Source organism: Haloferax sp. S2CR25, assembly GCF_031624535.1.
Taxonomy (GTDB): domain Archaea; phylum Halobacteriota; class Halobacteria; order Halobacteriales; family Haloferacaceae; genus Haloferax; species Haloferax massiliensis.
The window spans coordinates 500631-523731 of sequence record NZ_JAMQOO010000002.1 but is presented as its reverse complement, the minus strand read 5'-3'; the positions used below and the strand labels follow the sequence as shown (position 1 = coordinate 523731).

The window sequence follows — 23101 nt, the reverse complement described above, 5'->3', positions numbered from 1 at the left end:
GAGAGTAAGAAAAAGCGCAGTCGGACGCGCGGCCGGTCAGCGCCCGCGGAGGAACCGAATCAGCCCGCGGTCGAGCGTGTCCGCGGGGAGCGTCTCGAACCACGACACGTCGGCGATGGCCTCGCCTTCGAGTCCGGGGTCGTCGGTGAGGTCGCCCGCGACGGTCGCCTCGTAAATCGCGAACCGAAAGCTCGCGGCGTCGTCGCCGTGGTGAACCGACTGTTCGGTGACGACCCGAAGCGCGCCCACGTCGGCGGCGAGGCCGGTCTCCTCGGCGACCTCGCGGACCAGCGCCTCGCGTCTCGACTCGCCGACTTCGACCTCACCGCCGGGGAGAACCCACTGGCCGTCCTGCCGGACGAGAAGCACCGCGCCGTCGCGCTCGCAGAGCGCGCCGACGCCCCAGTCGAGGCCGCCCTCGATGCGCTCGACGGCGCGGGCGAACGCCTCGGCGTCGAGGTCGCGGCGATTTCGACGCCGGATGACGCCGTCGGGGTCGCACGTCCACTCGCCGTCGATGTCGGCGTCTGACGAGTCGCTCACGACCCGGACTCAGGGGAGGTCGACGTCGACGCCCTCGGCCTCGGCGGCGGCCTTCACGGTGTTCCAGAGGAGCATCGCGCGGGTCATCGGGCCGACGCCGCCGGGGACGGGCGTGATGGCGCTGGCCTTCTCCTTCGCGGAGTCGAACTCCACGTCGCCGACGAGTTCGTAGCCCTTCTCGTTGTCCGCGTCGACGCGGTTGACGCCCACGTCGATGACGACGACGCCCTCCGAGAGCATGTCGCCGGTGACCAGTTCGGGGACGCCCGCGGCGGCGACGACGATGTCGGCCTCGCGGGTCTTCGCGGCGAGGTCGTCCGTGCGCGAGTGGCAGACCGTGACCGTGGCGTTGCCGCCCTCGGCCTTCTGGATGAGCAGGTTCGCCATCGGCTTGCCGACGATGTCCGAGCGACCGACGACGACCACGTCAGCGCCCTCGGTCTCCACGTCGGCGGCGGCGAGGAGCTTCTGGACGCCGTGGGGCGTACAGGGCTTGAAGCGGGCGTCGCCGGCGACGAGGCGGCCCACGTTCTCGGGGTGGAAGCCGTCGACGTCCTTGGCGGGGTCGATGCGGCGGAGGACCGTCCGGTCGTCGACGTGGTCGGGCACGGGCATCTGGACGAGGATACCGTGGACCTCGTCGTCGTCGTTGAGGTCGTCGACGAGCGAGTACAGCTCCTCGGCGGGCGTCTCGGGGTCGAGTTCGTAGTCGAACGCCTCGATGCCGACCTCCTCGCAGTCGCGCTGTTTCATCGAGACGTACGTCTCGCTGGCGGGGTCGTCGCTCATCAGGACGGTCGCGAGACCCGGCTTCACGCCGGCCTCGTCGAGCGCGTCGATGGCGTCGGCCAGCCCGTCTCGAATCTCCTCGGCGACGGCGTTGCCGTCGATGATGGTCGTCATTGTCTCAGACAGCGCGCCCCGACCATTTCAAAGATTCGGATTCGTGCGTATTCTAGGGCTTGAGATAGCAGAAATATGCACGTATGTGGCTATCGTCTCTCAGCCGAACAGCAGGTTCACGGCGGCCACCGCGACGCCCGCCAGCGCCATCCGCAGGCCGGCGACGTACCACCGCTGGTCCGATATCGACCCCATGTACGCGCCGAACGAAAAGAGGATGCCCGTCCCGAGGGCGACCGAGGCGAGCGTCGCCCACGTCATCGACAGCAGCGTGCCGACCGCGAGAAACGGGAGGAGCGGGACGACGATGCCGACGAGCGGGCCGAGCCCGCTGGCGACCGCGTTGATTCCCCGCGCCGCGACCTTGTCGCGTTCGACCGCCGTCCCGCCGAGGTCGGTCAGCATGGCGTCCTCGATGCGGCCGAGTTCGGCCCGCTTCTCGGCGCGCTCTATCTCCCAGACGCTCCAGACGCCGGAGGTGGTCAGCCCCACCGCCGCGCCGACGCCGATTTCCACGACCGTCACCCCGTCGGTGACGCCGGTGAGGTACGCGCCGATGACGAGGCCGATGCAGGTCAGCGCCCCGTCGAAGCCGTTCGAGACGAAGTACCGCCGGGAGATGGCGCGGACGCGGTCGTCGCGCAGGAGCGCGGCGAGGCGAGCCGACATCACGACGGCGACGGGTCCTGCGGCTGGTCCCGGTACGCCACGAGTTCCTCGCCGGCGACGACTTCGTCGACCGAGTGGACCGTCCCGCCGAGGTCGCGGACGCGACGTTCGACCTCGTCGGCGTCGACCGCCTCGCCCTCCACGACGAGTCTGAGGTTCTGCACCTCGCGGTCGGTTTCGAGGAGCGTCGCGTTCACGCCGGCGACGCCGGCCGCGTCGGCGACCTCGCGGGCGAACTCCACCGTCGAGGGACTGTGCGGTTTCAACACGTCGAGAACGAGCCGACGAATCGGAGCCATGTCGGTCGGCGATACGGCGGCGCGGCTAATAGTGTTACTCGGGAGAGGGGTTTGAAAAACCGAACGCGCCGGACCGCGGCGGTCGCCGGCGGGCGTCGCTTACTCGTACAGCGGGTTGGCGTCGCAGAGTTCCTGCACGCGCTCGGAGACTTCCGCGAGCACGTCGTCGTCCTCGGGAGCGTCGACGACCTTCACGATGAGTTCGCCGACTTCGCGGATCTCGTCTTCGCCGAAGCCGCGGGTGGTGAGCGCGGGCGTGCCGGCGCGGATGCCGCTGGGGTTGAACGCCGAGCGCGTCTCGCCGGGGACGGTGTTCGCGTTGAGGACGATACCCGTCGATTCGAGCGCCTCCTCGGCGGTGCCGCCGGTGAGGTCGGGATGGGAGTCGCGGAGGTCGACGAGCACGAGGTGCGTGTCGGTGCCGCCGGAGACGACGCTGAGGCCGTGGTCTTCGAACGTCTCCGCGAGGACCTTCGCGTTATCGACGACCTGCTGGGCGTACTCCTCGAACGCGGGTTCGAGCGCCTCTTTGAAGCCGACCGCCTTGCCGGCGATGTTGTGCATGAGGGGGCCGCCCTGACCGCCGGGGAAGACCGCGCTGTCGATGTCGGAGGCGTACTCCTCGTCGCACATGATGATGCCGCCGCGGCCGGCGCGGATGGTCTTGTGGGTCGAGCCGGTGACGAAGTCGGCGACGCCGACCGGCGAGGGGTGGACGCCGGCGGCGACGAGGCCCGTGATGTGGGCGATGTCGGCGAGGTGGAGCGCGTCCACGTCGTCGGCGACCTCCTGAATCGTCTCCCACTCGACGGCCCGCGGGTACGCGGAGTAGCCGGAGACGATGATGTCCGGCTCGAACTCCGCGGCCTTCTCCGCGAGCTGGTCGTAGTCGATGTAGCCGCTTTCGGCGTCGACTTCGTACTGCTCGACGTCGTAGAGCTTGCCCGTGAAGTTCGCCGGGTGGCCGTGGCTCAGGTGGCCGCCGTGGGTCAGGTCCAGCGAGAGAATCTTGTCGCCGGGTTCGAGCATGGCGAGGTAGACGCCCATGTTGGCCTGCGTACCGGAGTGCGGCTGGACGTTGACGTGCTCTGCGCCCCACAGCTCCTTCGCGCGCTCGATGGCGAGGTTCTCCACGTCGTCGGCGTACTCACAGCCAGCGTAGTAGCGCTTGCCGGGATAGCCCTCGGCGTACTTGTTCGTCAGCGCGCTCCCCTGCGCTTCGAGGACCGCTTCGCTGACGTGGTTCTCCGAGGCGATCATCGCGAGCGTGTCGCGCTGGCGTTCGACCTCGCCGTCGAGGGCGTCTGCCACGGCGGGGTCGACGTCGCGGACGTGGCTGTAGTCCATACGTAGTATCCGGGGCAATTACGGCATAAATGTGTCCCATTTGGCTACGCCTGCCGGTGTTGTGTTGCACACCCGTGTATATTCTGTGGCGTGCTACCGTGAACAGATACACGAACGCGCGATGCCCGATTCACTCCGTCGTGTCTCCGAGCCGAGTGGACCGCTCGGAACGGCCCTCGCGGGAGACGACCTTCTCCCGGCTGAGTCGTCCGGTTCGAATCCGATTTTCCCAGTTACGCGCTGGAGTAAAATTTCTGAAACGTGCTTCTCAATTCGCTCGATACAGCGTTGGTACAACTCGATTTCGAATACGTTCTGCCGGTCGTCTTGCGTTAATATTAAATATATTACTGGCGATATTCAACCTATGGCTATTCGTTCTAATCTACTCGCTGAGGGGGTAGAAGACATCATCCAGTCCGTCCTCTCCTCGTCGGAAGACGAGGTGTTAGTTGCGAACCCGACCGCCGAAGTCATCGAGGGGCTCGTCGCCGTGGCGACCGACGTCGACGACGACCTGCCGGAAATCCGTCTCGTCGCCGACGAGGGCATCCTGAAAGACGTGCTCGACGACTTCATCGTCGCCTCGAACGCCGCGAACCTCGTCGCCGACGGCGCGCTCTCGCTGCGGACCGCCGCGGACGAAGTCGAGAACACGCTGTTCGTCACGCCGAACTCGGTCGTCGCGCTCGTCGCCGCCGGGGGCAAGGTCGCCGGTCTCGTCACCGACGACGAGGCGTTCGTCGAGACGGCGTTCGAGGCCCACCAGGCCCACTGGGAGAACGCCCCCGAGTTCAAACTCCGGACGCCGCCGCTCGCTCGCGTCCGCGAGACGCTCGGCGAGGACATCGGCGAGGAGACCCTCGCGGACTTCGACGCCGTGCTCGCCTCGCTCCCGTCGGCCCGCGGCGACGGCGACGGCCTCGACGAGGTTACCATCTCGCTTCTCGTCGCCGCCCGCAACGAGGTCCTCCTCTACGACATCTCGAAGTGGGGCGAGGACGTGGGTATCGCCAGCAAGGCGACGTTCTCCCGGACGAAGACGAAGCTCGAAGAACTCGGCCTCATCGACACCGAGAAGGTCCCAATCGACGTCGGCCGCCCGCGGCTCCGCCTGAAGCTCGGCGCGGACGAACTCGTTGCCGCCAGCGCGGACGAACTGGCCGACGAGGCCCAGAAACTGCTCGACGCGTAACCGACCGCGACCCCCTCGCTTTTTCCCTCCACCTCTCCTCGTCGCGCGCATGGACATCGGACTCGTCGGGAGCGGCCCCGCCGCCGAGTCGATTCGCGCGGCGTGCGCCGATATCGACGCGACGGTCACGGAGACGGCCCCCGACTCGCTCGACTCGTTCGACCTCGGCTTCGTCGTCGATGCGGTCGGCAGCGACGCCTTCGACGCGGCCGACGAAACCGCTTCGCGGTGGCTCGCGGTCGAAATCGGTGGTGTCGGCGGTCACCCCGTGGCCGACCTCGACGCGGCCGTCTCGGCGTTCGACCCCGAAAGCGCCGACTTCGCTGACCTCCGGGCGCGGGTCGCGTCCACCACGGAGTCGGACGGCCGCCCCGGCGGCGACCGCGCGGCCGTCCGACTCGCCGGCGCGGTGGCAGGGCGACGCGGCATCGCACTCCTCTCGGGCGACGACGTGGCCGGGACCGTCGTCGAAGTCCCCGGCCCTGAGCGGTCGTTTCTCCCCGCGCCGTCGCCGACGGAACGTGACCGGACCCTCGACCGCGACTTCCGCGCCGTCGAGTTAGACGACGCGCTCGCGCGGGCAGAATCGGCCGTCGACGACCGCGTCGGCATCGTCACGCAGGTCGGCGAGCGCGAGTCGTTCCCGCTTCCGTACTACGTCGCACAGACGGCGGACACGACGGTGTACGCCGACGCTCGGGCGGCCGAACTCGCCGGTGGCGCGGCCGCCGGCTGGGACGAGGCCTACATGAAGGCGCTCGGCGAGGCGCTGGAACGCTACTCGGCGGGCGTCTACCGCACCAGCGAGTTCGCCGTCGCTCCCGCGGCGTCTCGGCCGGCCGCGGTGCCGCCGAGTCGCTTCGTCAGACCCGACTCGTTCCGCGACCCCGACCCCGACGAGCCGATTCAGTGGGTCGAAGGCGAGGACCTCGCTACCGGGGCGACCGTTTCGCTCCCGGCGGAGTTCGTCCACTATCCCCCGCCGGCGGAGCGACACAAGCCGTCGATTACGACCGGTCTCGGTCTCGGCAACTCCGGGACCGAGGCGATTCTCTCGGGGCTGTACGAGGTCGTCGAGCGCGACGCGACGATGCTCGCGTGGTACTCGACGTTCGACCCGCTCGGGCTGGACGTGACAGACGAGACGTTCGAGACGCTGGCGGCCCGCGCCCGCTCGGAGTCCTTGGAGGTAACCGCGCTCCTCGTGACGCAGGACGTGGACGTGCCGGTCGTGGCGGTGGCCGTCCACCGCGAGACCGAGTGGCCGAAGTTCGCGATGGGTTCCGGCGCGGACCTCGACGCGAACCGCGCCGCTCGCTCCGCGCTGGCCGAGGCGCTTCAGAACTGGACCGAACTGCGCGCCATGGGACCGGAGCAGGCCGCGACGCAGGGCGGCGCGATTGCGACTTACGCCGACTTCCCGAAGCCCGCACGGACGTTCGTCTCGCCGGACGCGACCATCCCCGCAGACTCGGTCGGTCCCGATGAGATTCCCGAGGGCGCGGCCGAACTCGACGCCGTCGTCTCGGCGGTCGCCGACGCCGGCCTCGACGCTTACGCGGCGCGGACCACCCCGCGCGACGTGGACCGCCTCGGCTTCGAGGCGGTTCGCACGGTCGTTCCGGAGGCCCAGCCGCTGTTTATCGGCGAGCCGTACTTCGCCGACCGCGCCGAGTCGGTACCGCGGGACCTCGGTTTCGAACCGCGGCTGGACCGCGAGTTCCACCCGTTCCCGTAGCCGGCGAGTCGCGCGTCTCGTGGGGTTCGTGGCTGACAGCCGGCACGGGCGGCCGCGCGGCAGGCGGGCCGAATCGAGTCCGCGCGGCGGTGTGCCGGACACCCGCGAGCCGCCGTGCGACGTGCGTCACAGAATAGCGGCGGTGGCCGCGGCTCGGTACTTGAAGCTTCGCCGGGTAGGGGTACGAGGGGGTCGGAGAGCGGGAACGAGCGGCCGGAGAGGAGGCGACGGCGGGCCGATTAGACGCCGAACGTCGCGCGGAGCATGTCGCGGCTCCCCGGTCCGAGACCGACCGCGAGGACGGCGATGAGAAGCAGAATCGCGTAGCGCGGGCTGTCCTCGAATATCTGCTCGTCGAACACCCAGACGACGGCCGTCGCGGCCACGAGCTTGACGAGCAGGAACGGCCACGCGTCGCCCGTGACGGCCAGCACCGACTCGGGGAGCGTGGAGGCGGTGAAGTCGACGACCGCCTGGTTCACCGGGTGCTTCGGGACGAGGTTGTTGCCCGCGCCGAGTGCGACCATCCAGTTGAGGCCGACGACGTTCGCCACGCCGTCGATGGCGTGGCCCCAGATGACGACGAGGCCGATGTAGCCGGTTCCTTCGTTAATCTCCGGTGCGAAGCGCTCGACGAGCCACCACGTCGCGGCGGCGGCGAGCGTCGCGCCGACGAGGATGACGACGAGCACCTGCGGGTAGAACGTCGCGCCCTGCGCGCCGGTGAGGCCGGCCCACAGGAGGTAGCCGAGCGTGACCGCGAGCACGGCGAGACCGGCCCCGAACAGGGGTTTCACGTAGTCGTCGACGAGGCCCCGACGCTCGGCGAGGACGCTCCCGACGACGGCGACGAGCGTGATTGCGAAGACGGTCACGTAGATGACCGGGCTGATGACGAGCGTGTTCAGCGGGTAGGTGATGAGGGCGTCGGCGACGCCGGGGGCGTCGTTGGCGTCCTCGACCACGCGGAACGCGCCGCCGAACAGCATGAACGGGAAGAGGGCGTAGAAGAACCGGGGGCTCTCGCCGATGTCGAGGCGGCGGAGGAGGAACACGACGCCCGAGAGGGCGATGACGAGCGTGACCATGTACCCGACCTCGGAGACGAGCGTGTAGCCGGGGTACGCGACGGGTTCGGCCGCGGCGGCGCAGGCCGACGCCGTGTCGAGGTACTGCGTGACGCCGTTCGCCCGAACCGCGCAGACGGCCGAGTTCGCGTCGGCTTGGACGGGGCCCCAGAAGTAGTGCCAGATGAAGCCGTCGTAGACGACGCGAGGGAACGCGAGCGACCCGCCGACGAGGGCGACGAGGATGGCCGCGACGCCGAGCCCCCAGAGGCGCTCGGGGTCGAGACCCATTCGCTCTGCTACCGTTGCCATAGCCGATACCCCGACGGCGGGCCTGTTGAGGGTTCCGGTCTCTCGCACGCTTCGCGCAGGTCTCGGCGCGGCGACTCAGTTCCGCGACGGGCGGGGGTCAGTCCCTGTCGTCCGGTTCGCGAATCGGCAACACCGGGTCGTCGTACTCGGTTCCGAGGATGACCATCGTCTGGGACCGCGAGAAGCCGTCGAGTTCGGCGATGTGGTCGAACATGAGTTCGCGCAGGGCGTCGGTGTCCTCGGCGTACACCCGGAGCATCACGTCCCACTCGCCGGTGGTGAGGTTGATCTCTTGGACGCCCTCGATGTCGCGGAGCTGCTGGAGCGCCTCCTTCTCGCGGCCCTGCTTCACCCGGAAGCCGACCAGCGCGGAGGTGCCCAGTCCGACCTCCCGCGGGTCGACGTGGGCGTGGTAGCCCTCGATGACGCCGGCGTCTTCCATCCGACCGACCCGGTCGTGAACCGTCGCGCTCGACATGTCGATTCTGCGGGCGATTTCGCTGAACGGGGTCCGCGCGTCCTCCATCAGAATCCGGAGAATCGCCCGGTCCGTCGCGTCGAGGTCCATGCTATCCCTTCTGATGGGGGGTGACTTCGCACTTGCGGATGGGGACTCGCTCGCGTCGGCGACGAGCGCCGTCTGGCTTTCGTCCGTCTACCGCCCGTCGATTTCGCGTGCCGCCTCCAGCACGACGTCGTGGACGCGGCCGTTCGAGGCGACGAGGCCCTCCGAGTCGTGTCGCCACTCGTTGCCGTCGAGGTCTGTGACCGTCCCTCCAGCCGTCCGTATGAGGTGTACGCCGGCGACCGAGTCCCACGGGTTCGCCCGCTTGTTCGTGATGACGCCGTCGAGCGAGCCGTCGGCGACGTACGAGAGCACGACCTGCATGCTCCCGTAGCGACGCAGGTCGCCGAAGCGCGTGACGATGGCCCGGGCCGCGGCGGCGTACTCGTCGCGGTCGTCGTAGTCCCACCAGAATGTCGGACAGACCGTACACGTCTCGGGGTCGTCGCGCTGGCTCACCGAGATTTCCTCGCCGTTTCGGTAGGCCGTCTCGTCGTCGGCCGCGTAGCAGTCGCCGAGCGCGGGCAGGTAGTTAGCCGCCGCGAGCGGTTCCCCGTCGCGGACGGCGGCGACCGCGGTCGCCCAGATCGGCACGTTGCGCACGAAGTTGTTCGTCCCGTCGATGGGGTCGACGACCCACGCCGGTCCCGACTCGGGAACCGATTTGAGTTCGTCCGCTTCCTCGCCGACGATGGGGTCGTCGGGGAACGCCCCGCGGATTCGGTCGACGACGCGGCGCTGGGCGTCCCTGTCGGCCTGCGTGACCACGTCCGTCTTCCCGCTTTTCGTCTCGACGGCGACGCCGGTTCTGAAGGCGCGCCGCGCGACCGCGCCGCCGTCGCGGGCCGCGCGCTGTGCCCGGTCCGCCCGGGCGTCGAGTTCGTTCATGAACGTGGCAGGACCGGCAGGTGCCTATATCCACCGACCCGGCGGCGGCGCGGCCCGGTGGCTTATGTCGATGGACGGTTTACTTCGTGACGTGTCAGACGCTATCGACCTCCCGGCTCGGGTCCGCGAATCGCTCGCGGCGTCGTTCGACGACGCCAGAGCGGCGGTCAGAGCCGGCGACGCCGAGGTCGCGCTGGAACACGTCGAGGCGGCGTCGCGCGTGCTCGGCCACAAGGTACCGCCGAGTCCGCTCAAGGAGAAACTGCGACACGGCGTGGCGGCCGTCGAGCGAACCGCGGCCGCCGAACCGCTCGTCGCCTCGGAGTATCTCCGACTGATGAGCCGGTTGGTCCGGCCGTGACGTCGTCGCCGACGCGCCGCTGACTCGACAAGTCGTGAACCGCACGCACCGTGAGGCGGACTGTCCGCTCGGCGGGCGGATATCAGAAAAGCCAGAATCCGCAATTAGAACCCGGACGGAAGACGTTTTCCACAGCCCTCACGACCGTTTCGGCTTGCGCCGAGTTCCCGAACTCCGATTCCTCGTGGTCCGGTACTTGGTCTTCCTGCCACTCGCTCGCAGAGCGGTTACGGGGCTGATTCGGTTCCTCTTCGGCACTTTGACCTCGTCTTCCTGTTACGAAAGACTCGGTGTTCGTGTCGATTCCATTCCTCCGCGTCTTGCGATGCGTACCGTCGTCGACGCCTTTCACGTCGCCCGACAGATTCGGTTTGGTCATCCGGTGCGTCCTTGCGCTTCCGGCAACACTACAGTAGGTCCGAAACCATAATGAACGTTTCTGATATTTCTCGGAGAGTCTGGGGACCCTGACTGTCCGTCCGGCGGAACGGTCAGACGCGCTCGTCGGTCAATGTCGTCCTCGGATAGGCCGCTTCCGGTGGTTTTCACCGGAAACCCGGTCTGTTCATGATGAATTGTTCGGGATGCGGACAGCGGCGCTTCGGTGGCTGCGTGACCGGAGAACCGCCGAGGCTCGATGGAGACGCGTCGCCGGTCGAGCGAGCGGGTTTATACGTTGACGGCCGACTGCGTCGGCGTCCGCGTTCCCGCCCGAGAGCGGGTCGAACCGCGTCGCGTACGCGCTCTGACTCGGCTCCCTCGGGACGCACTCGCCACTCGTCGCGTCGTTTCTCGGGACAAGTGCGAGGGGAGGGATTTGAACCCACGGACCCCTACGGGAGCGGATCTTGAGTCCGCCGCTTTTTCCTGACTTAGCTACCCTCGCGCGTACTCAAGTACGATAGGGGGACCGCTAAAACGTTGCGAAACGTCAGACGAGACCGCCGAACTGCTCTGCGACGAGGAGACCGCCGACTGCGACGCCCACGACGCCGGCCGCGGCGCGGAGGACGCGCGTCCCGCCGACCGCCATCGAGCGGCCCCAGAGGAACGAGACGGTCGCCATCGTGGCGATGGTGAGGAGGCTGAACGCCGCGAGGAACGCGAGCGCCTGGCCCACCGCGGGCGCGGTCGAGACCATCGCGATGACCAGCGCGCCGCTGCCGGCGAAGCCGTGGAGGACGCCGACCCCGAACGACTCGTCGTGGACGTGCGTGTGTTTCGTCCCGAACGCGACGTTCCCGAGCGAGAGATGCCGGTGGACGCCGCTGTCGTGGTCGTGGTCGCGGAGCGTCGGCACCGAGACGCCGGCGGCTCGGAGGAGCATCCGCGCGCCGAGGACGACGAGAACCGCGCCGACGACGACTTCGAAGAAGTGCGTCACCGATTCGGGTAGGCGGACGCCGAGCGCGACGAAGGCGAGACCGACGACGGCGATCGGAATCGAGTGGCCGACGCCCCACGACGCGCCGACGATGCTCGGTCGGTCGTCGTCTTCGACCATCGTCGCGACGGCGGCGAGATGGTCGGCTTCCAGCGCGTGCCGAACGCCGACGACCCCGCCGGCCACGAGCGCAGATGCGAGTGCCATACGCTCGAAAGGACGAATCGGGATAAATAGGTCAGGGGTCGCTGCGACGACCACAGCTCTCGGTCCGGTCGTCCGGAGCGAGCGAGTCCGGTTCCTACTCCGGCCGCCACTCGCAGGACGCGCCGGTCGTGAGTCCCGCCGCGTCGATGTGCGACGAGAGGCACGCGTAGTTGCAGAACGCGCCCGCCGGCACGCGCTCGCCGGCTTCGAGTTCCTCCACGAAGACGGGGTCGTGACGCCGAACGTCGCTCCCGCAGTAGGTGCATTCTATCGCGTCCGTCACGTCCGACCGTTGCCGCGCCAGCACGAAAAACAACGCGACCGATTACCCCACCGATGGAGTTACCGGTCTCCCGGTCGCCCTGACTCACATGGACGAACACACCCGCGACCCGAGCGTCGCCCCGCCGCTCGGCAACCCGTCGGGGTGGAACGACGAACTGCGGGCGTGGGAGCACGCGACGCTCCGGCGGGCGGTCGAACACGGCGTCCGACTGTTCAACGCCGGCGACTTCCACGAGAGCCACGACTGCTTCGAAGACGAGTGGTACAACTACGGCGCGGGGACCGCGGAAAGCGCCTTCCTCCACGGGATGGTGCAGGTCGCCGCCGGCGCGTACAAGCACTTCGACTTCGAGAACGACGCGGGGATGCGGTCGCTGTTCGAGACGGCGCTGGAGTACATCCGCGGCGTCCCGGGCGACTTCTACGGCGTCGACGTGGACGACGTGCGCGAGACCCTCCGGGCGGCGCTGGACGACCCGACGGCGCTCCACGGCTGGCAAATTGAACTCGACGGACACTGCGCGACCGCGTACCCCGCCGACTACGAGTACGTCGAGGGACTCGACCACTGACCGCGTCAGGGCGCTCTCGCGGCGGTCCCGCCCCGCCCGCCTCGGCGGGCGCGTCCGGGAAAGCGGCTCGAACCGGGAGAATCTAAAGGTCCATTAGCGTCCGGTTCTAGGAACCGGCAATGCGAATCTACGAACTCGGTGACGGCACGCCCGAAGTGTCTGTCGTCGGGTCCATCCACGGCGACGAGCCCTGTGGTGCTCGCGCCATCGAGCGGTTCGTCGCGGAGGACCCCGACGTCGAGCGGCCGGTGAAGCTCATCGTCGCAAACGAGGAGGCGCTGGCGGCGGACGCGCGCTATCTCGACGAGGACCTCAACCGGGCGTTCCCCGGCGACCCCAACGCCGAGAGCCACGAGCGACGCCTCGCCCACGACCTCGGCCGCGAGGTCCGCGGCACCACGGCCTTCTCGCTTCACTCCACCCAGTCGTACGCCGAACCCTTCGCCATCGTGGACGCCGTCGACGCCATCTCTCGGTCGATTCTCCCCCGGCTCCCGGTCGACGTGGCCGTCGAGACGAACCACTTCGCGGAGGGTCGCCTCATCGAACACGCCCACACTATCGAGGTCGAAGCCGGCCTCCAGAAATCCGCCGAGGCCGCCGACAACGCATACTGGCTCATCCGCGCGTTCCTCACCGCGACGAACGTCCTCCCCGCGCCGGCCGTCGCGAGCGACGGCGGTCACGAGAGCGGCGGGCCCGACGAGGAGTCGGAGTCGCAGACCGAAGACGACCGCCTGAAACTCGGCATCCCCGAGGAGGGCAGCCTCGACGTGTTCCGCCTGCTCGAACGGCTTCCCAAGCCGCCGGCGGACCAGTACGAGGTCCACGCGACCAACTTCGAACCCGTCGCCGCCGGCGAGACGTTCGCCCGCGCCGACGCCGAGCAGTTCGTCGCCGACCGCGACTTCTACCCCATTCTCCTTTCGGCGTACGGCTACGCGGACATCTTCGGCTACGCCGGCGAGAAGGTCGGCACGCTCCCGTAGTCGGTTCTCTCGCTTCTCCCGCGCTACGCGTCGTCTTCACCGAGGATTCGAGCGGCCGCGTCGGCGACCGATTCGACCGCTGCGGGGTCGTCGTCGGGGCCGTCGTCGCCGACGTGGTGTGCCTCCCACCCGGCGTCTCGCGCCCCGACAACGTCCTCGTCGTAGGTGTCGCCGACGTAGACGTAGCCGTCGGCCGGCAGGGCGGTCTCCGCGGCCTCGAAGATGCCCGAGTCGGGCTTCCGCGAGGCGACCGCGGGGTCGTTCGAGACGACGACGGCGTCGACGACGCCCGCGAGGCCGTGGCGTTCGAGTTTCGCCCGCTGGACCGCCGGCGCGCCGTTCGTGAGAATCCCCGTCGGTCGGCGGTCGGCGACGCGGACGAGCGCCTCGCGGGCCGACGCGGGGACCGTCGTGGCGGCGAGTTCGGCCTCCGCGTAGCGCGCCACGAGCGCCTCCGGGTCGTCGCCGATGTCGAACTCGTCGGTGATCGCCTCGAAGCCGACCGCGTAGGGGTCCACGGCGAGGTCCTCGAACGCGTCGAAGAAGACCGAGAGATACCGGTCGTAGGCACCGTCCGGAGCGTCCGGGACCGCCCGGTCGAAGATGGTCTCGAAGTCGGCGGTGTAGCGGAGGAGCGTCAGGTCGAGGTCGAAGAAGACGGCGGTCGTCATATCAGGGCCGGCGGCCGGAGGGCACAAAAACCCCTACTCGTCGGCGGGTTCGAACTCGACGAGCGTCAGGTTCCGGTCGAGGTGGCAGTGGTCGTGCGGCGGGTCGCCGACCACGTCGCGGATGCGGTACTCTTGGTCGAACTCCGCGCCCTCGGGGACGCAGTACTCGTGGCTCGGGCACTCGGTGTGCGGGCAGGGACCCTGCAGGCTGGCCTTGCTCCCGGCGTACGCCCCCTTCGAGGGGACGTTCGCCGTGACCGGGGCCGGTTCGACCTCGACGGCGCGGACGCCCTCGTCGTGAACGGCGCAGTCGAGGACCTGCGTGTTCTCGCGCACGCCGAGGACGCGGTAGCGGACGCCCTCGGTGAGATTGAGACACTGGCGGCGATACGGACACCCCTCGCAGGCGCTCGATTCACCGTGGTAGACGAACTCGGTGCCGGGGTCGGTCAGGCGGGCACCGACGAGAGTGACGGAGGTCATAGCGGGGATTCTCCTGCGAGGCGGTTAAGGCTCCCGCCCGGTCAGTTCGTCGAGCTTCTCGAAGTACTCCTCGCGGGGGACTTGGTAGGCGCTCCGGTAGTCTATCTCGCCGTCGGAAAACCGCCCGGCGATGTCGGCCGCGCCCTCGACGGCCGCCTCGCGGGAGTCGAACGCCTCGACGACGACCTCGATTTCGGGTTCGAGAGAGAGCACGGCGTGCCACGTATCGGTGCGTATCTGCGTCGCGCCCGGACGGTTCGCCCGCGACCCGTTCCACACGAAGACGGTCGGCATGCACTCGGCGGGGAAGGCGCTCTCGTTGAACACGTCCGGGCGATACGCGAGGATGCGCCGCCCCTCGGGTTCGTCGTTCCAGAGGGTCCACCCGTCGGGCAGGTCGGTCATGGGCGTGCTAGTCCGCCGCGCGTCCTAAGCCTTCCCGCTTCCGCCGCGCCCGCTGGTCGCGCTCGCGCTCGCCGCGACGCCGCCTCGACCGGGGTGGTTTCCCCCTCGAAAGCGACCCGTCGCAGACGACATGAATCCCAACCGACCCGATTAACGGGACCGCCAACCGACTGAATCGCCGATTAAATCGACATACGTTGGCCAGTCGGAGGGTCACCCGAGGTGGTACGTATCTGGATTGGTCGGCGTTCGAGACAATCAGTTGACTACTTTCACAGAAAGCGTTATATGTTAACGTCTCTCATTGATTGGTAGTCTCGGTCCCCGGGCCGAGCGAGCCGTCACGCATCGTCCGCAAATCGCCGATTCTGTCGCCCGTCGCCGACCCGTCGTGAGCGTGTAGCGGCGGCGGCGCACTTCGATTCACCCCCCGCGGTCTGTCGCCGCGGGTCCGTGGCTCGCGGTGTGTCGTCTGCGACCCGCGAACGCGGGCGCGTCGCCCTCGGTCGTCTCCGGACGGCTGGTCCGACGAGGCTCCACGAACAATGACCGGCGAAATTGAAACACTCGCAGACCTGAGCAAGCACTACAAAGACTCCGTGCCCGCGGACCTCCGCGAGGCGAAGAGCTTCGAGTGGTACTTGGAAGAGGTCTACGCCCACCCAAAGATCGCTCGCAACGCCCACCAGCGCGTGGCGGACATGTTCGACTTCTACGGCACCCGTTACGACGAGGACGCGGGCGTCGTGGAGTACCTCATGGCCTCGGAAGACCCCCTTCACGACGGAGAGAACGTCTTCTACGGCCGCGAAGTCCACGAGTCGATTCACGAGTTCGTCAACAAGGTGAAATCGGGGGCCCGCGGCCTCGGCCCCGAAAAGCGCATCAAACTCCTCTTGGGTCCCGTCGGCTCCGGGAAGTCGCACTTCGACTGGATTTCCCGCCGCTACTTCGAGGACTACACCATGTCCGACGAGGGGCGGATGTACACCTTCCGGTGGACGAACCTCGGCGACGTCATCCGCGACCAGGACCCGTCCGACGACGTGGTCCAGTCGCCGATGAATCAGGACCCGCTCGTGTTGCTCCCGCAGGAACAGCGCGACGTGGTCATCGAGCAGTTGAACGAGAACCTCGACGCGCCCTACACCATCCGGAACGACCAGGCGTTGGACCCCGCCTCGGAGTTCTACATGGACCGACTGCTCGCCCACTACGACGACGACCTAGAGGAGGTCGTCGAGAACCACATCGAAATCATCCGGCTCGTCGCCTCCGAGAACAAACGCCAGTGCATCGAGACGTTCGAGCCGAAGGACAAGAAGAACCAAGACGAGACCGAACTCACCGGCGACGTCAACTACTCGAAGCTCGCGGTGTACGGCGAGTCCGACCCGCGGGCGTTCGACTACGCCGGCGCGTTCTGTAACGCGAACCGCGGCATCTTCTCCGGCGAGGAACTGCTGAAGCTCCAGCGGGAGTTCCTCTACGACTTCCTGCACGCCTCGCAGGAACAGACCATCAAGCCGAAGAACAACCCCCGAATCGACATCGACCAGGTCATCGTCGGGCGGACGAACATGCCCGAATACCGCGAGAAGAAGGGCGACGAGAAGATGGAGGCGTTCAACGACCGGACCAAGCGCATCGACTTCCCGTACGTCCTCGAATACGAACAGGAGGCCGAAATCTACCGGAAAATGCTCCGGAACGCCGACGTGCCAGACATCCACGTCGAGCCCCACACCCTGGAGATGTCCGGGCTGTTCGGCGTCCTCACCCGCATCGTCGAACCCGACTCCGACACCATCTCGCTCGTTCAGAAGGCGAAGGCCTACAACGGCGAGTTGGACGACGGCGACGACGTCGACGTGCGCAAACTCCGCGAGGAAGGCGAGAAGAAAGCCGACATCGCAGAGGGGATGGACGGCGTTTCCGCCCGGTTCATCGGCGACGAAATCGCCGAGGCCATCATGGACGCGACCCACCGCGGCCGGGGCTACCTCTCGCCGCTGTCCTCGTTCACCCACCTCGAAGAGAACCTCGAAAACCACGGGTCGATTCCCGAGGAGAACCTCGAACGCTACCACCGCTACCTCGAAATGGTCCGCGAGGAGTACAAAGAGCGCGCCATCGAGGACGTGCGCCACGCCCTCGCCTACGACATCGACGAGATTCGCCGGCAGGGCGAGAAGTACATGGACCACGTCATGGCCTACATCGACGACGCGACGGTCGAAGACGAACTGACGGGGCGCGACCAGGACCCCGACGAGAAGTTCCTCCGCGCCGTCGAGGAGAAACTCAACATCCCCGAGGACCGCAAGGACGACTTCCGACAGGAGGTCTCCAACTGGGTCTCCCGGCGCGCCCGCGAGGGAACGTCGTTCAACCCGCAGGACAACGACCGCCTCCGCCGCGCCCTCGAACGCAAGCTCTGGGAGGACAAGAAGCACAACATCAACTTCTCGGCGCTCGTGAGCGCGAACGAACTGGACGACGACGAGCGCAACGCGTGGATCGACGCGCTCGTCGACCAGGGCTACTCGCGCGACGGCGCACGGGAGGTGCTTGAGTTCGCCGGTGCGGAGGTGGCGAAGACCGAGCTCGAAGGGTGACCATGCGAGACTACATCCGCGAGGCGGACGAGGCGCTCCGCGGCACCTACGAGGAGCCGATGAGCCTCGGCGAGTACGTCGACGCCGCGTTCGAGTCGCCGTCTATCGCCTCCCACGCGTCGAAGTACCTCTTGGAAGCCATCGAGTCGATGGGGACCAGACAGGTGGTCGAACAGGGCGAAGAGAAAGAGCGCTACCGCTTTTTCGACGACCCCGCCAACGACGGCGAGCACGCGGTCCTCGGCAACACGGAGGTGCTCAACGCCTTCGTCGACGACCTGCGGACCATCGCCGCCGACCGCGGCAAAGCCGAGAAGATAATCTGGTTCGACGGCCCGACGGCCACGGGGAAATCCGAGTTGAAACGCTGTCTCATCAACGGCCTCCGGGAGTACTCGAAGACCGACGCGGGGCGGCGCTACACCGTCGAGTGGAACGTCGCCAACGCCGACGACACCCGCGGGCTGTCCTACGGCGGCGAGGTCGACGCAGCCGACGAGGACTGGTACGAGAGCCCGGTCCAGTCGCACCCGCTTTCGGTGTTCCCCGCCGACGTGCGCAAGCGACTGCTGTCCGACCTCAACAGCAGGAACGGCGACCACATCCCCGTCGACGTGGACGAGGACCTCGACCCGTTCTGTCTGGAGGCGTACACCTACCTCGAAGAGGAGTTCCGCAGAGCGGGCAAGCAAGACCTGTTCAGCGCCGTCACCGACCCGAAACACCTCCGGGTGAAGAACTACGTCGTCGACGTCGGCCGCGGCGTCGGGGTCCTCCACTCGGAGGACGACGGCTCGCCCAAGGAGCGACTGGTCGGGTCGTGGATGCCGAGCATGCTCCGCGAACTGAACTCCCGGGGCCGGAAGAACCCGCAGGCGTTCAGCTACGACGGCGTGCTCTCGCAGGGCAACGGACTCCTCACCATCGTCGAGGACGCCACCCAGCACGCCGACCTGCTCCAGAAACTCCTGAACGTTCCCGACGAGGGCCACGTCAAACTGGACAAGGGAATCGGGATGGACATCGACACCCAGCTCGTCATCATCTCGAACCCGGACCTCGACGCCGAACTCGACAAGTACGCGGACAGGAACGGCCGCGACCCGCTGAAGGCGCTCAAGCGCCGGCTCAACAAACACGAGTTCCGCTACCTGACGAACCTCTCGCTGGAGGCCGAACTCATCCGCCGCGAGCTGACGAACGAGACGAGCGTCTGGACCGACGACCCCGAGGCGATGGCCGACCGAGTCGCCGAAGCCGTCGCATTGGACGTCCGCGAGGGGCCGGGCGAGGTCCGAACCCGCGAACTCGCCCCGCACACGGTCGAGGCCGCGGCGCTCTACAGCGTCGTGACCCGTCTCGACGGCGACGACGTGCCGCGCGACCCGGACATGGAGTTCGACCTCGTGGACAAGGCGTTGTTGTTCGACCGCGGCTACCTGCAAGTCGGCGACCAGCGCCGCGAGGTGTCGGCGTTCGAGTTCGTCGGCGACGCCGAGGGGACCCACGGGATTCCCGTGACGTTCACCCGCGACGTCATCGCCGACCTGCTGCACGACCGCGTCGACCGCAGGCATCCAGACCTCGACGTGTCGTCGGTGGTGATGCCGACCGACGTGCTCGACGAGATGGTCGCCGAACTCTCCGATGCGCCGGTGTTCTCGCGGGCGGAGTCCTCGGAGTACGAGGGCCGCATCGCGATGGTCAAAGAGTACATCTTCGACCGACAGGAGGCCGACGTGCTCGACGCGCTCCTCGCCGACAAGGGCGTCGAGCGCGAGACGGTCGAGGAGTACGTCGAACACGTCTACGCGTGGGCGTCCGAGGGGCAGATAGAGACCGAGCGAGGGCCGGTCGACCCCGACCCGCTTCTGATGAAGCTGTTCGAGACCGAGCACCTCGGGCGCTTCTCGCCGGACGACTACGAGGGCAACGAGCCCTCCGAGTCGGTCGAGGAGTTCCGCAACGAGAAGGTCATCACCGCGCTCAACCGCTACGCGTGGGAGAACCGCGACGAGGGATTCACCGTCTCCGACGTGGACCTCACCGAGATTCCGGTCATCCGGACGGTGCTCGAAACCCACGACTGGGAGGACGTGCGCCGGCTGTTCTCCGACCTCGACCCCCGCCAGTGGGACGACCCGCCGGCGAACACCGAGACGGCGCGGGTGAAAGCCCGCACCATCGACGAACTGGTCGACCGCGGCTACACCGCCGCGTCGGCCGAACTGACCAGCCGCGCCGTGATGAAGGAGGTGAGCCACACATGGGACTGAGAGACGACCTCGAACGATTCCGCGAAGTGGGCGAAGAGCGCCGCGAAGACCTCAAGGAGTTCATCTCCTACGGCGACCTCGGCGCGTCCGGCTCGAAAGACATCAAGATTCCAATCAAGGTCGTGGACCTGCCGGAGTTCAAATACGACCGCCTCGACATGGGCGGCGTCGGGCAGGGGAAGGGCGGCACGCCCGACGTGGGCCAGCCGCTCGGCCAGCCGCAACCCGGCGACGGCGACGGCGAAGACGGCGAACCCGGCGAGGAGGGGGCCGAACACGAGTACTACGAGATGGACCCCGAGCAGTTCGCCGAGGCGCTGGACGAGGAACTCGGCCTCGAACTCGAACCGAAGGGCAAGGAGGTCGTAGAAGAGGTCGAAGGCGACTTCACCGACATCACCCGGAGCGGCCCCCACAGCACCCTCGACTTCGAGCGCCTGTTCAAGGAGGGGCTGAAGCGCAAGCTGGCGATGGACTTCGACGAGGAGTTCGTCCGCGAGGCGATGAAAGTCGAGGGCACCACCGCCCGCGAGGTGTTCGAGTGGTGCCGCGAGCAGAACATCCTCGTCTCGATGGCGTGGATCGAAGACGAGTGGGGTCGCATCCCGGACGACGAGCGCGGGGCGTGGGCCTCCTTCGAAGAGATGGAGGAGAACGTCGAGCGGACGACGGCCACCCAGCGCATCCGCCGCGAGGGGCTCCGCGAGATTCCGTTCCGCCGCGAGGACGAGCGCTACCGCCACCCCGAGGTCATCGAGAAGAAGCAGTCGAACGTCGTGGTCGTCAACATCCGCGACGTGTCGGGGTCGATGCGGGAGACGAAGCGCGAACTCGTCGAGCGCACCTTCACTCCGCTCGACTGGTACCTCACGGGCAAGTACGACCACGCCGAGTTCGTCTACATCGCCCACGACGCCGAGGCGTGGGAGGTCGAACGCGACGAGTTCTTCGGCATCCGCTCGGGCGGCGGGACGCGCATCTCGTCGGCCTACGAGCTGGCGAAGGAAGTGCTCGACGAGCGCTACCCGTGGCGCGAGTGGAACCGCTACGTCTTCGCCGCGGGCGACTCCGAGAACTCCTCGAACGACACGAAAGAGCGTGTCGTCCCGCTCATGCAGGAGATAGACGCGAACCTCCACGCCTACGTGGAGACCCAGCCCGGCGGGACCGCCATCAACGCCACGCACGCCGAGGAGGTCGAACGGAGCCTCGGCGAGCAGGGCAACGTCGTGGTCGCGTACGTCTCGGAGCCCGACGACGTCATCGACGCCATCTACACCATCCTCAGCACGGAGGCGACAGCAGAATGAGTTTCAGACGACACCGCAGAGACGCACAGCGCGAGGCCGCCAGACTCGACGAGCCCGTCCGGGAGGCCGGCGCGCTCGCCAAGAAGCTCGGACTCGACCCCTACCCGGTGAACTACTGGGTGGTCAACTACGACGAGATGAACCAGCTCATCGCCTACGGCGGGTTCCAAGAGCGCTACCCGCACTGGCGGTGGGGGATGACCTACGACCGCCAGCGCAAGACCGACCAGTTCGGCATGGGCAAGGCGTTCGAAATCGTCAACAACGACGACCCCGCGAACGCCTTCCTGCAGGAGTCGAACTCGCTGGCCGACCAGAAGGCCGTCATCACCCACGTCGAGGCGCACTCGGACTTCTTCAAGAACAACCAGTGGTTCGGGCTGTTCTCGGACGAGGGGCAGTTCGCCGCGGCCGCGATGCTCGAACGCCACGCCCAGACCATCGAGCGGTACGTGGAAAACCCCGAAATCAGCCGGGACGACGTGGAGAAGTTCATCGACGCCGTCCTCTGTCTGGAAGACACCATCGACCAGCACCGGACCATCCGCGAGGCCGCCGCCGACGAGGACGGCCGCATCCCCGGAGACATCCGCGCCCAACTGGACAGCCTCGACATCTCCGACGACGTGCGCCGCGAGGTCTTCGACGACGCGTGGCTCGAAGGGGTCGAAGAGGCCGAACGCGAGGCCGCGAAGCTCACCGACCCCCGGAAGGACGTGCTCGCGTACGTCCGCGAACACGGCATGCGGTACGACGAGGAGACGGGCAAGGCGGAGGAGATGGAGCCGTGGCAGAAGGACGTCCTCGACATGCTCCGCGAGGAGGCGTACTACTTCGCCGCCCAGAAGATGACGAAGGTGATGAACGAGGGCTGGGCGGCCTACTGGGAGTCGCTCATGATGGGCGACGAGCGCTTCGCGGGCACGGACGAGTTCATCACCTACGCCGACCACCAATCGCGCGTCCTCGGGTCGCCCGGGCTCAACCCCTACAAGCTCGGCAAGGAGCTGTGGGAGTACATCGAGAACTCGACGAACCGCGCGGCGGTCGCCGACAAGCTCCTGCGCGTGAAGGGGGTGACGTGGCGCAACTTCCGCGAGACGATCGACTTCGACGAGGTGCAGGAACTCCTCCGGGCACACCCAGCTATCGACGGCGTCAGCGCCGACTCCCTCGACGAACTGTCCGAACTCGGCCCCGACGACCCGAGAGTCGACCACGAGACCCTCGACAGGGCGCTGTCGGGCGACGAGTCGCTCGACCTCGACGCGTACCCGTGGAAGCTCCTCACCTACGAGGGGCTCGCGGAGCGACACTACTCGCTGGTCAAAGCGCAGAACCGCGGGTTCCTCAGCCGGATTCGGCGCTCCGAGCTCGAACAGCTCTCGCGGTACATGTTCGACGACGAGGTGTACGACAGCGTCGCGGACGCCGTCGCCGACGTGGACAAGACCGCCGGCTGGGACCGCATGCGCGAGATTCGCGAGAGCCACAACGACGTGACGTTCCTCGACGCGTTCCTCTCCGAGGAGTTCGTCCGCGCGAATCACTACTTCGCCTACGAGTACTCCCAGTCGTCCCAGCAGTTCCGCGTCTCGTCGTCGGAGTACCGCGACGTGAAAAAGAAGCTCCTGTTCCAGTTCACCAACTTCGGGAAGCCGACCATCGCGGTGTACGACGGCAACTTCGACAACCGCGGGGAGCTCCTCTTGGGCCACCAGTACAACGGCGTCATCCTCGACATGAAGCAGGCGAAGGGCGTCTTAGAGCGCGTCTACCACCTCTGGGGTCGCCCGGTGAACCTGATGACCATCACGAAGGAGTTCGACGAACACGAGGTCGAAGTCGCCCGGCGACGGGGGCGCGAGCCGACGCCCGAAGAGCGGGCCATCCGGATTCGGTACGACGGCGAGTCGTTCGAGGAACACGACCTCGACGCCGAACTGGAAGCGCGCATCGCCGCCGGCGAGGTCGACTACGACACGAAGCCCGATGACTGGCTCTGAGCGGGGCG

Annotated in this window: 22 protein-coding genes and 1 tRNA gene; 9 read left to right on the top strand and 14 right to left on the bottom strand. The window is 67.6% G+C overall.

The genetic code is table 11. The features are described from left to right. Positions 1-36: 36 nt before the first annotated feature. The 5 genes from NDI65_RS08115 to glyA all read right to left on the bottom strand — a co-directional run bounded on the left by NDI65_RS08115 (position 37) and on the right by glyA (position 3761). A complete protein-coding gene (locus tag NDI65_RS08115; protein ID WP_089777550.1) occupies positions 37-543 on the bottom strand; it encodes an NUDIX hydrolase in 507 nt (168 codons plus the stop codon). A 9-nt stretch (positions 544-552) separates the two neighbouring features. Next, entirely contained in the window at positions 553-1446 is an 894-nt protein-coding gene (folD, locus tag NDI65_RS08110) for a bifunctional methylenetetrahydrofolate dehydrogenase/methenyltetrahydrofolate cyclohydrolase FolD (RefSeq protein WP_089777549.1), read from the bottom strand. A 99-nt stretch (positions 1447-1545) separates the two neighbouring features. Further along, positions 1546-2115 (bottom strand): VIT1/CCC1 transporter family protein, encoded by a 570-nt coding sequence (locus NDI65_RS08105; protein ID WP_310893546.1) that lies wholly within the window; start codon positions 2113-2115, stop codon positions 1546-1548. Continuing rightward, entirely contained in the window at positions 2115-2414 is a 300-nt protein-coding gene (locus NDI65_RS08100; protein WP_148414316.1) for a DUF211 domain-containing protein, read from the bottom strand. Before NDI65_RS08100 ends, NDI65_RS08105 begins: the two co-directional genes overlap by 1 nt. Before the next feature lie 99 nt (positions 2415-2513). Beyond that, entirely contained in the window at positions 2514-3761 is a 1248-nt protein-coding gene (gene glyA / locus NDI65_RS08095; RefSeq protein WP_310893545.1) for a serine hydroxymethyltransferase, read from the bottom strand. Between the two features lie 367 nt (positions 3762-4128). On the opposite strand from glyA, the gene NDI65_RS08090 reads away from it, so the two are divergent. Continuing rightward, entirely contained in the window at positions 4129-4956 is an 828-nt protein-coding gene (locus tag NDI65_RS08090; RefSeq protein ID WP_089777547.1) for a DUF5821 family protein, read from the top strand. A 49-nt stretch (positions 4957-5005) separates the two neighbouring features. Next, positions 5006-6694: a YcaO-like family protein gene (locus NDI65_RS08085; RefSeq protein WP_089777546.1), complete on the top strand. Its 1689-nt coding sequence runs from the start codon at positions 5006-5008 to the stop codon at positions 6692-6694. A gap of 239 nt (positions 6695-6933) precedes the next feature. Here the strand turns inward: NDI65_RS08085 and NDI65_RS08080 are convergent, their stop codons facing one another. From NDI65_RS08080 to NDI65_RS08070, 3 genes are all read right to left on the bottom strand, one after another. Further along, entirely contained in the window at positions 6934-8052 is a 1119-nt protein-coding gene (locus tag NDI65_RS08080; protein WP_193310943.1) for a DUF63 family protein, read from the bottom strand. A gap of 118 nt (positions 8053-8170) precedes the next feature. Continuing rightward, positions 8171-8641: an Lrp/AsnC family transcriptional regulator gene (locus NDI65_RS08075; RefSeq protein WP_089777544.1), complete on the bottom strand. Its 471-nt coding sequence runs from the start codon at positions 8639-8641 to the stop codon at positions 8171-8173. 87 nt (positions 8642-8728) lie between these two features. Next, complete coding sequence (locus NDI65_RS08070) at positions 8729-9526, bottom strand: inositol monophosphatase (RefSeq protein WP_089777543.1); 798 nt, start codon at positions 9524-9526, stop codon at positions 8729-8731. 91 nt (positions 9527-9617) lie between these two features. On the opposite strand from NDI65_RS08070, the gene NDI65_RS08065 reads away from it, so the two are divergent. Further along, entirely contained in the window at positions 9618-9887 is a 270-nt protein-coding gene (locus tag NDI65_RS08065) for a hypothetical protein (RefSeq protein ID WP_089779837.1), read from the top strand. Positions 9888-10689: 802 nt separating this feature from the next. Here NDI65_RS08065 and NDI65_RS08060 read toward each other — a convergent pair. From NDI65_RS08060 to NDI65_RS08050, 3 genes are all read right to left on the bottom strand, one after another. After that, a tRNA-Leu gene (locus NDI65_RS08060) sits at positions 10690-10773 on the bottom strand. Positions 10774-10818: 45 nt separating this feature from the next. Further along, complete coding sequence (locus NDI65_RS08055; RefSeq protein ID WP_310893544.1) at positions 10819-11478, bottom strand: high-affinity nickel-transporter protein; 660 nt, start codon at positions 11476-11478, stop codon at positions 10819-10821. Between the two features lie 94 nt (positions 11479-11572). Then, positions 11573-11761, bottom strand: coding sequence for a hypothetical protein (locus NDI65_RS08050; RefSeq protein ID WP_089777541.1), 189 nt, complete (start codon positions 11759-11761; stop codon positions 11573-11575). Between the two features lie 88 nt (positions 11762-11849). Here NDI65_RS08050 and NDI65_RS08045 point away from each other — a divergent pair, with 88 nt between their 5' ends. Beyond that, positions 11850-12335 carry a DUF309 domain-containing protein gene (locus NDI65_RS08045; protein WP_089777540.1) on the top strand — a complete coding sequence of 162 codons (486 nt, stop codon included), beginning with the start codon at positions 11850-11852 and terminating at the stop codon, positions 12333-12335. Between the two features lie 119 nt (positions 12336-12454). Beyond that, on the top strand, positions 12455-13324 hold the full coding sequence (locus NDI65_RS08040) for a succinylglutamate desuccinylase/aspartoacylase family protein (protein WP_089777539.1): 870 nt from the start codon (positions 12455-12457) through the stop codon (positions 13322-13324). Between the two features lie 23 nt (positions 13325-13347). Here the strand turns inward: NDI65_RS08040 and NDI65_RS08035 are convergent, their stop codons facing one another. Genes NDI65_RS08035 through NDI65_RS08025 form a run of 3 tightly spaced genes read right to left on the bottom strand, consistent with a single transcriptional unit; the run spans position 13348 to position 14883 of the window. Beyond that, positions 13348-13995: an HAD family hydrolase gene (locus NDI65_RS08035; protein ID WP_089777538.1), complete on the bottom strand. Its 648-nt coding sequence runs from the start codon at positions 13993-13995 to the stop codon at positions 13348-13350. A gap of 33 nt (positions 13996-14028) precedes the next feature. Continuing rightward, positions 14029-14478, bottom strand: coding sequence for a UPF0179 family protein (locus NDI65_RS08030; protein WP_089777537.1), 450 nt, complete (start codon positions 14476-14478; stop codon positions 14029-14031). Positions 14479-14502: 24 nt separating this feature from the next. Beyond that, complete coding sequence (locus NDI65_RS08025; RefSeq protein ID WP_089777536.1) at positions 14503-14883, bottom strand: DUF5820 family protein; 381 nt, start codon at positions 14881-14883, stop codon at positions 14503-14505. A 545-nt stretch (positions 14884-15428) separates the two neighbouring features. Here NDI65_RS08025 and NDI65_RS08020 point away from each other — a divergent pair. The 4 genes from NDI65_RS08020 to NDI65_RS08005 are packed head-to-tail and all read left to right on the top strand — an operon-like array spanning position 15429 to position 23093. Next, positions 15429-17501 carry a serine protein kinase PrkA gene (locus NDI65_RS08020; protein WP_089777535.1) on the top strand — a complete coding sequence of 691 codons (2073 nt, stop codon included), beginning with the start codon at positions 15429-15431 and terminating at the stop codon, positions 17499-17501. 2 nt (positions 17502-17503) lie between these two features. Continuing rightward, on the top strand, positions 17504-19777 hold the full coding sequence (locus NDI65_RS08015; protein WP_089777534.1) for a kinase anchor protein: 2274 nt from the start codon (positions 17504-17506) through the stop codon (positions 19775-19777). Beyond that, a complete protein-coding gene (locus NDI65_RS08010) occupies positions 19768-21087 on the top strand; it encodes a YeaH/YhbH family protein (RefSeq protein ID WP_089777533.1) in 1320 nt (439 codons plus the stop codon). Before NDI65_RS08015 ends, NDI65_RS08010 begins: the two co-directional genes overlap by 10 nt. Then, complete coding sequence (locus NDI65_RS08005; RefSeq protein ID WP_089777532.1) at positions 21084-23093, top strand: SpoVR family protein; 2010 nt, start codon at positions 21084-21086, stop codon at positions 23091-23093. Before NDI65_RS08010 ends, NDI65_RS08005 begins: the two co-directional genes overlap by 4 nt. Positions 23094-23101 lie beyond the last annotated feature (8 nt).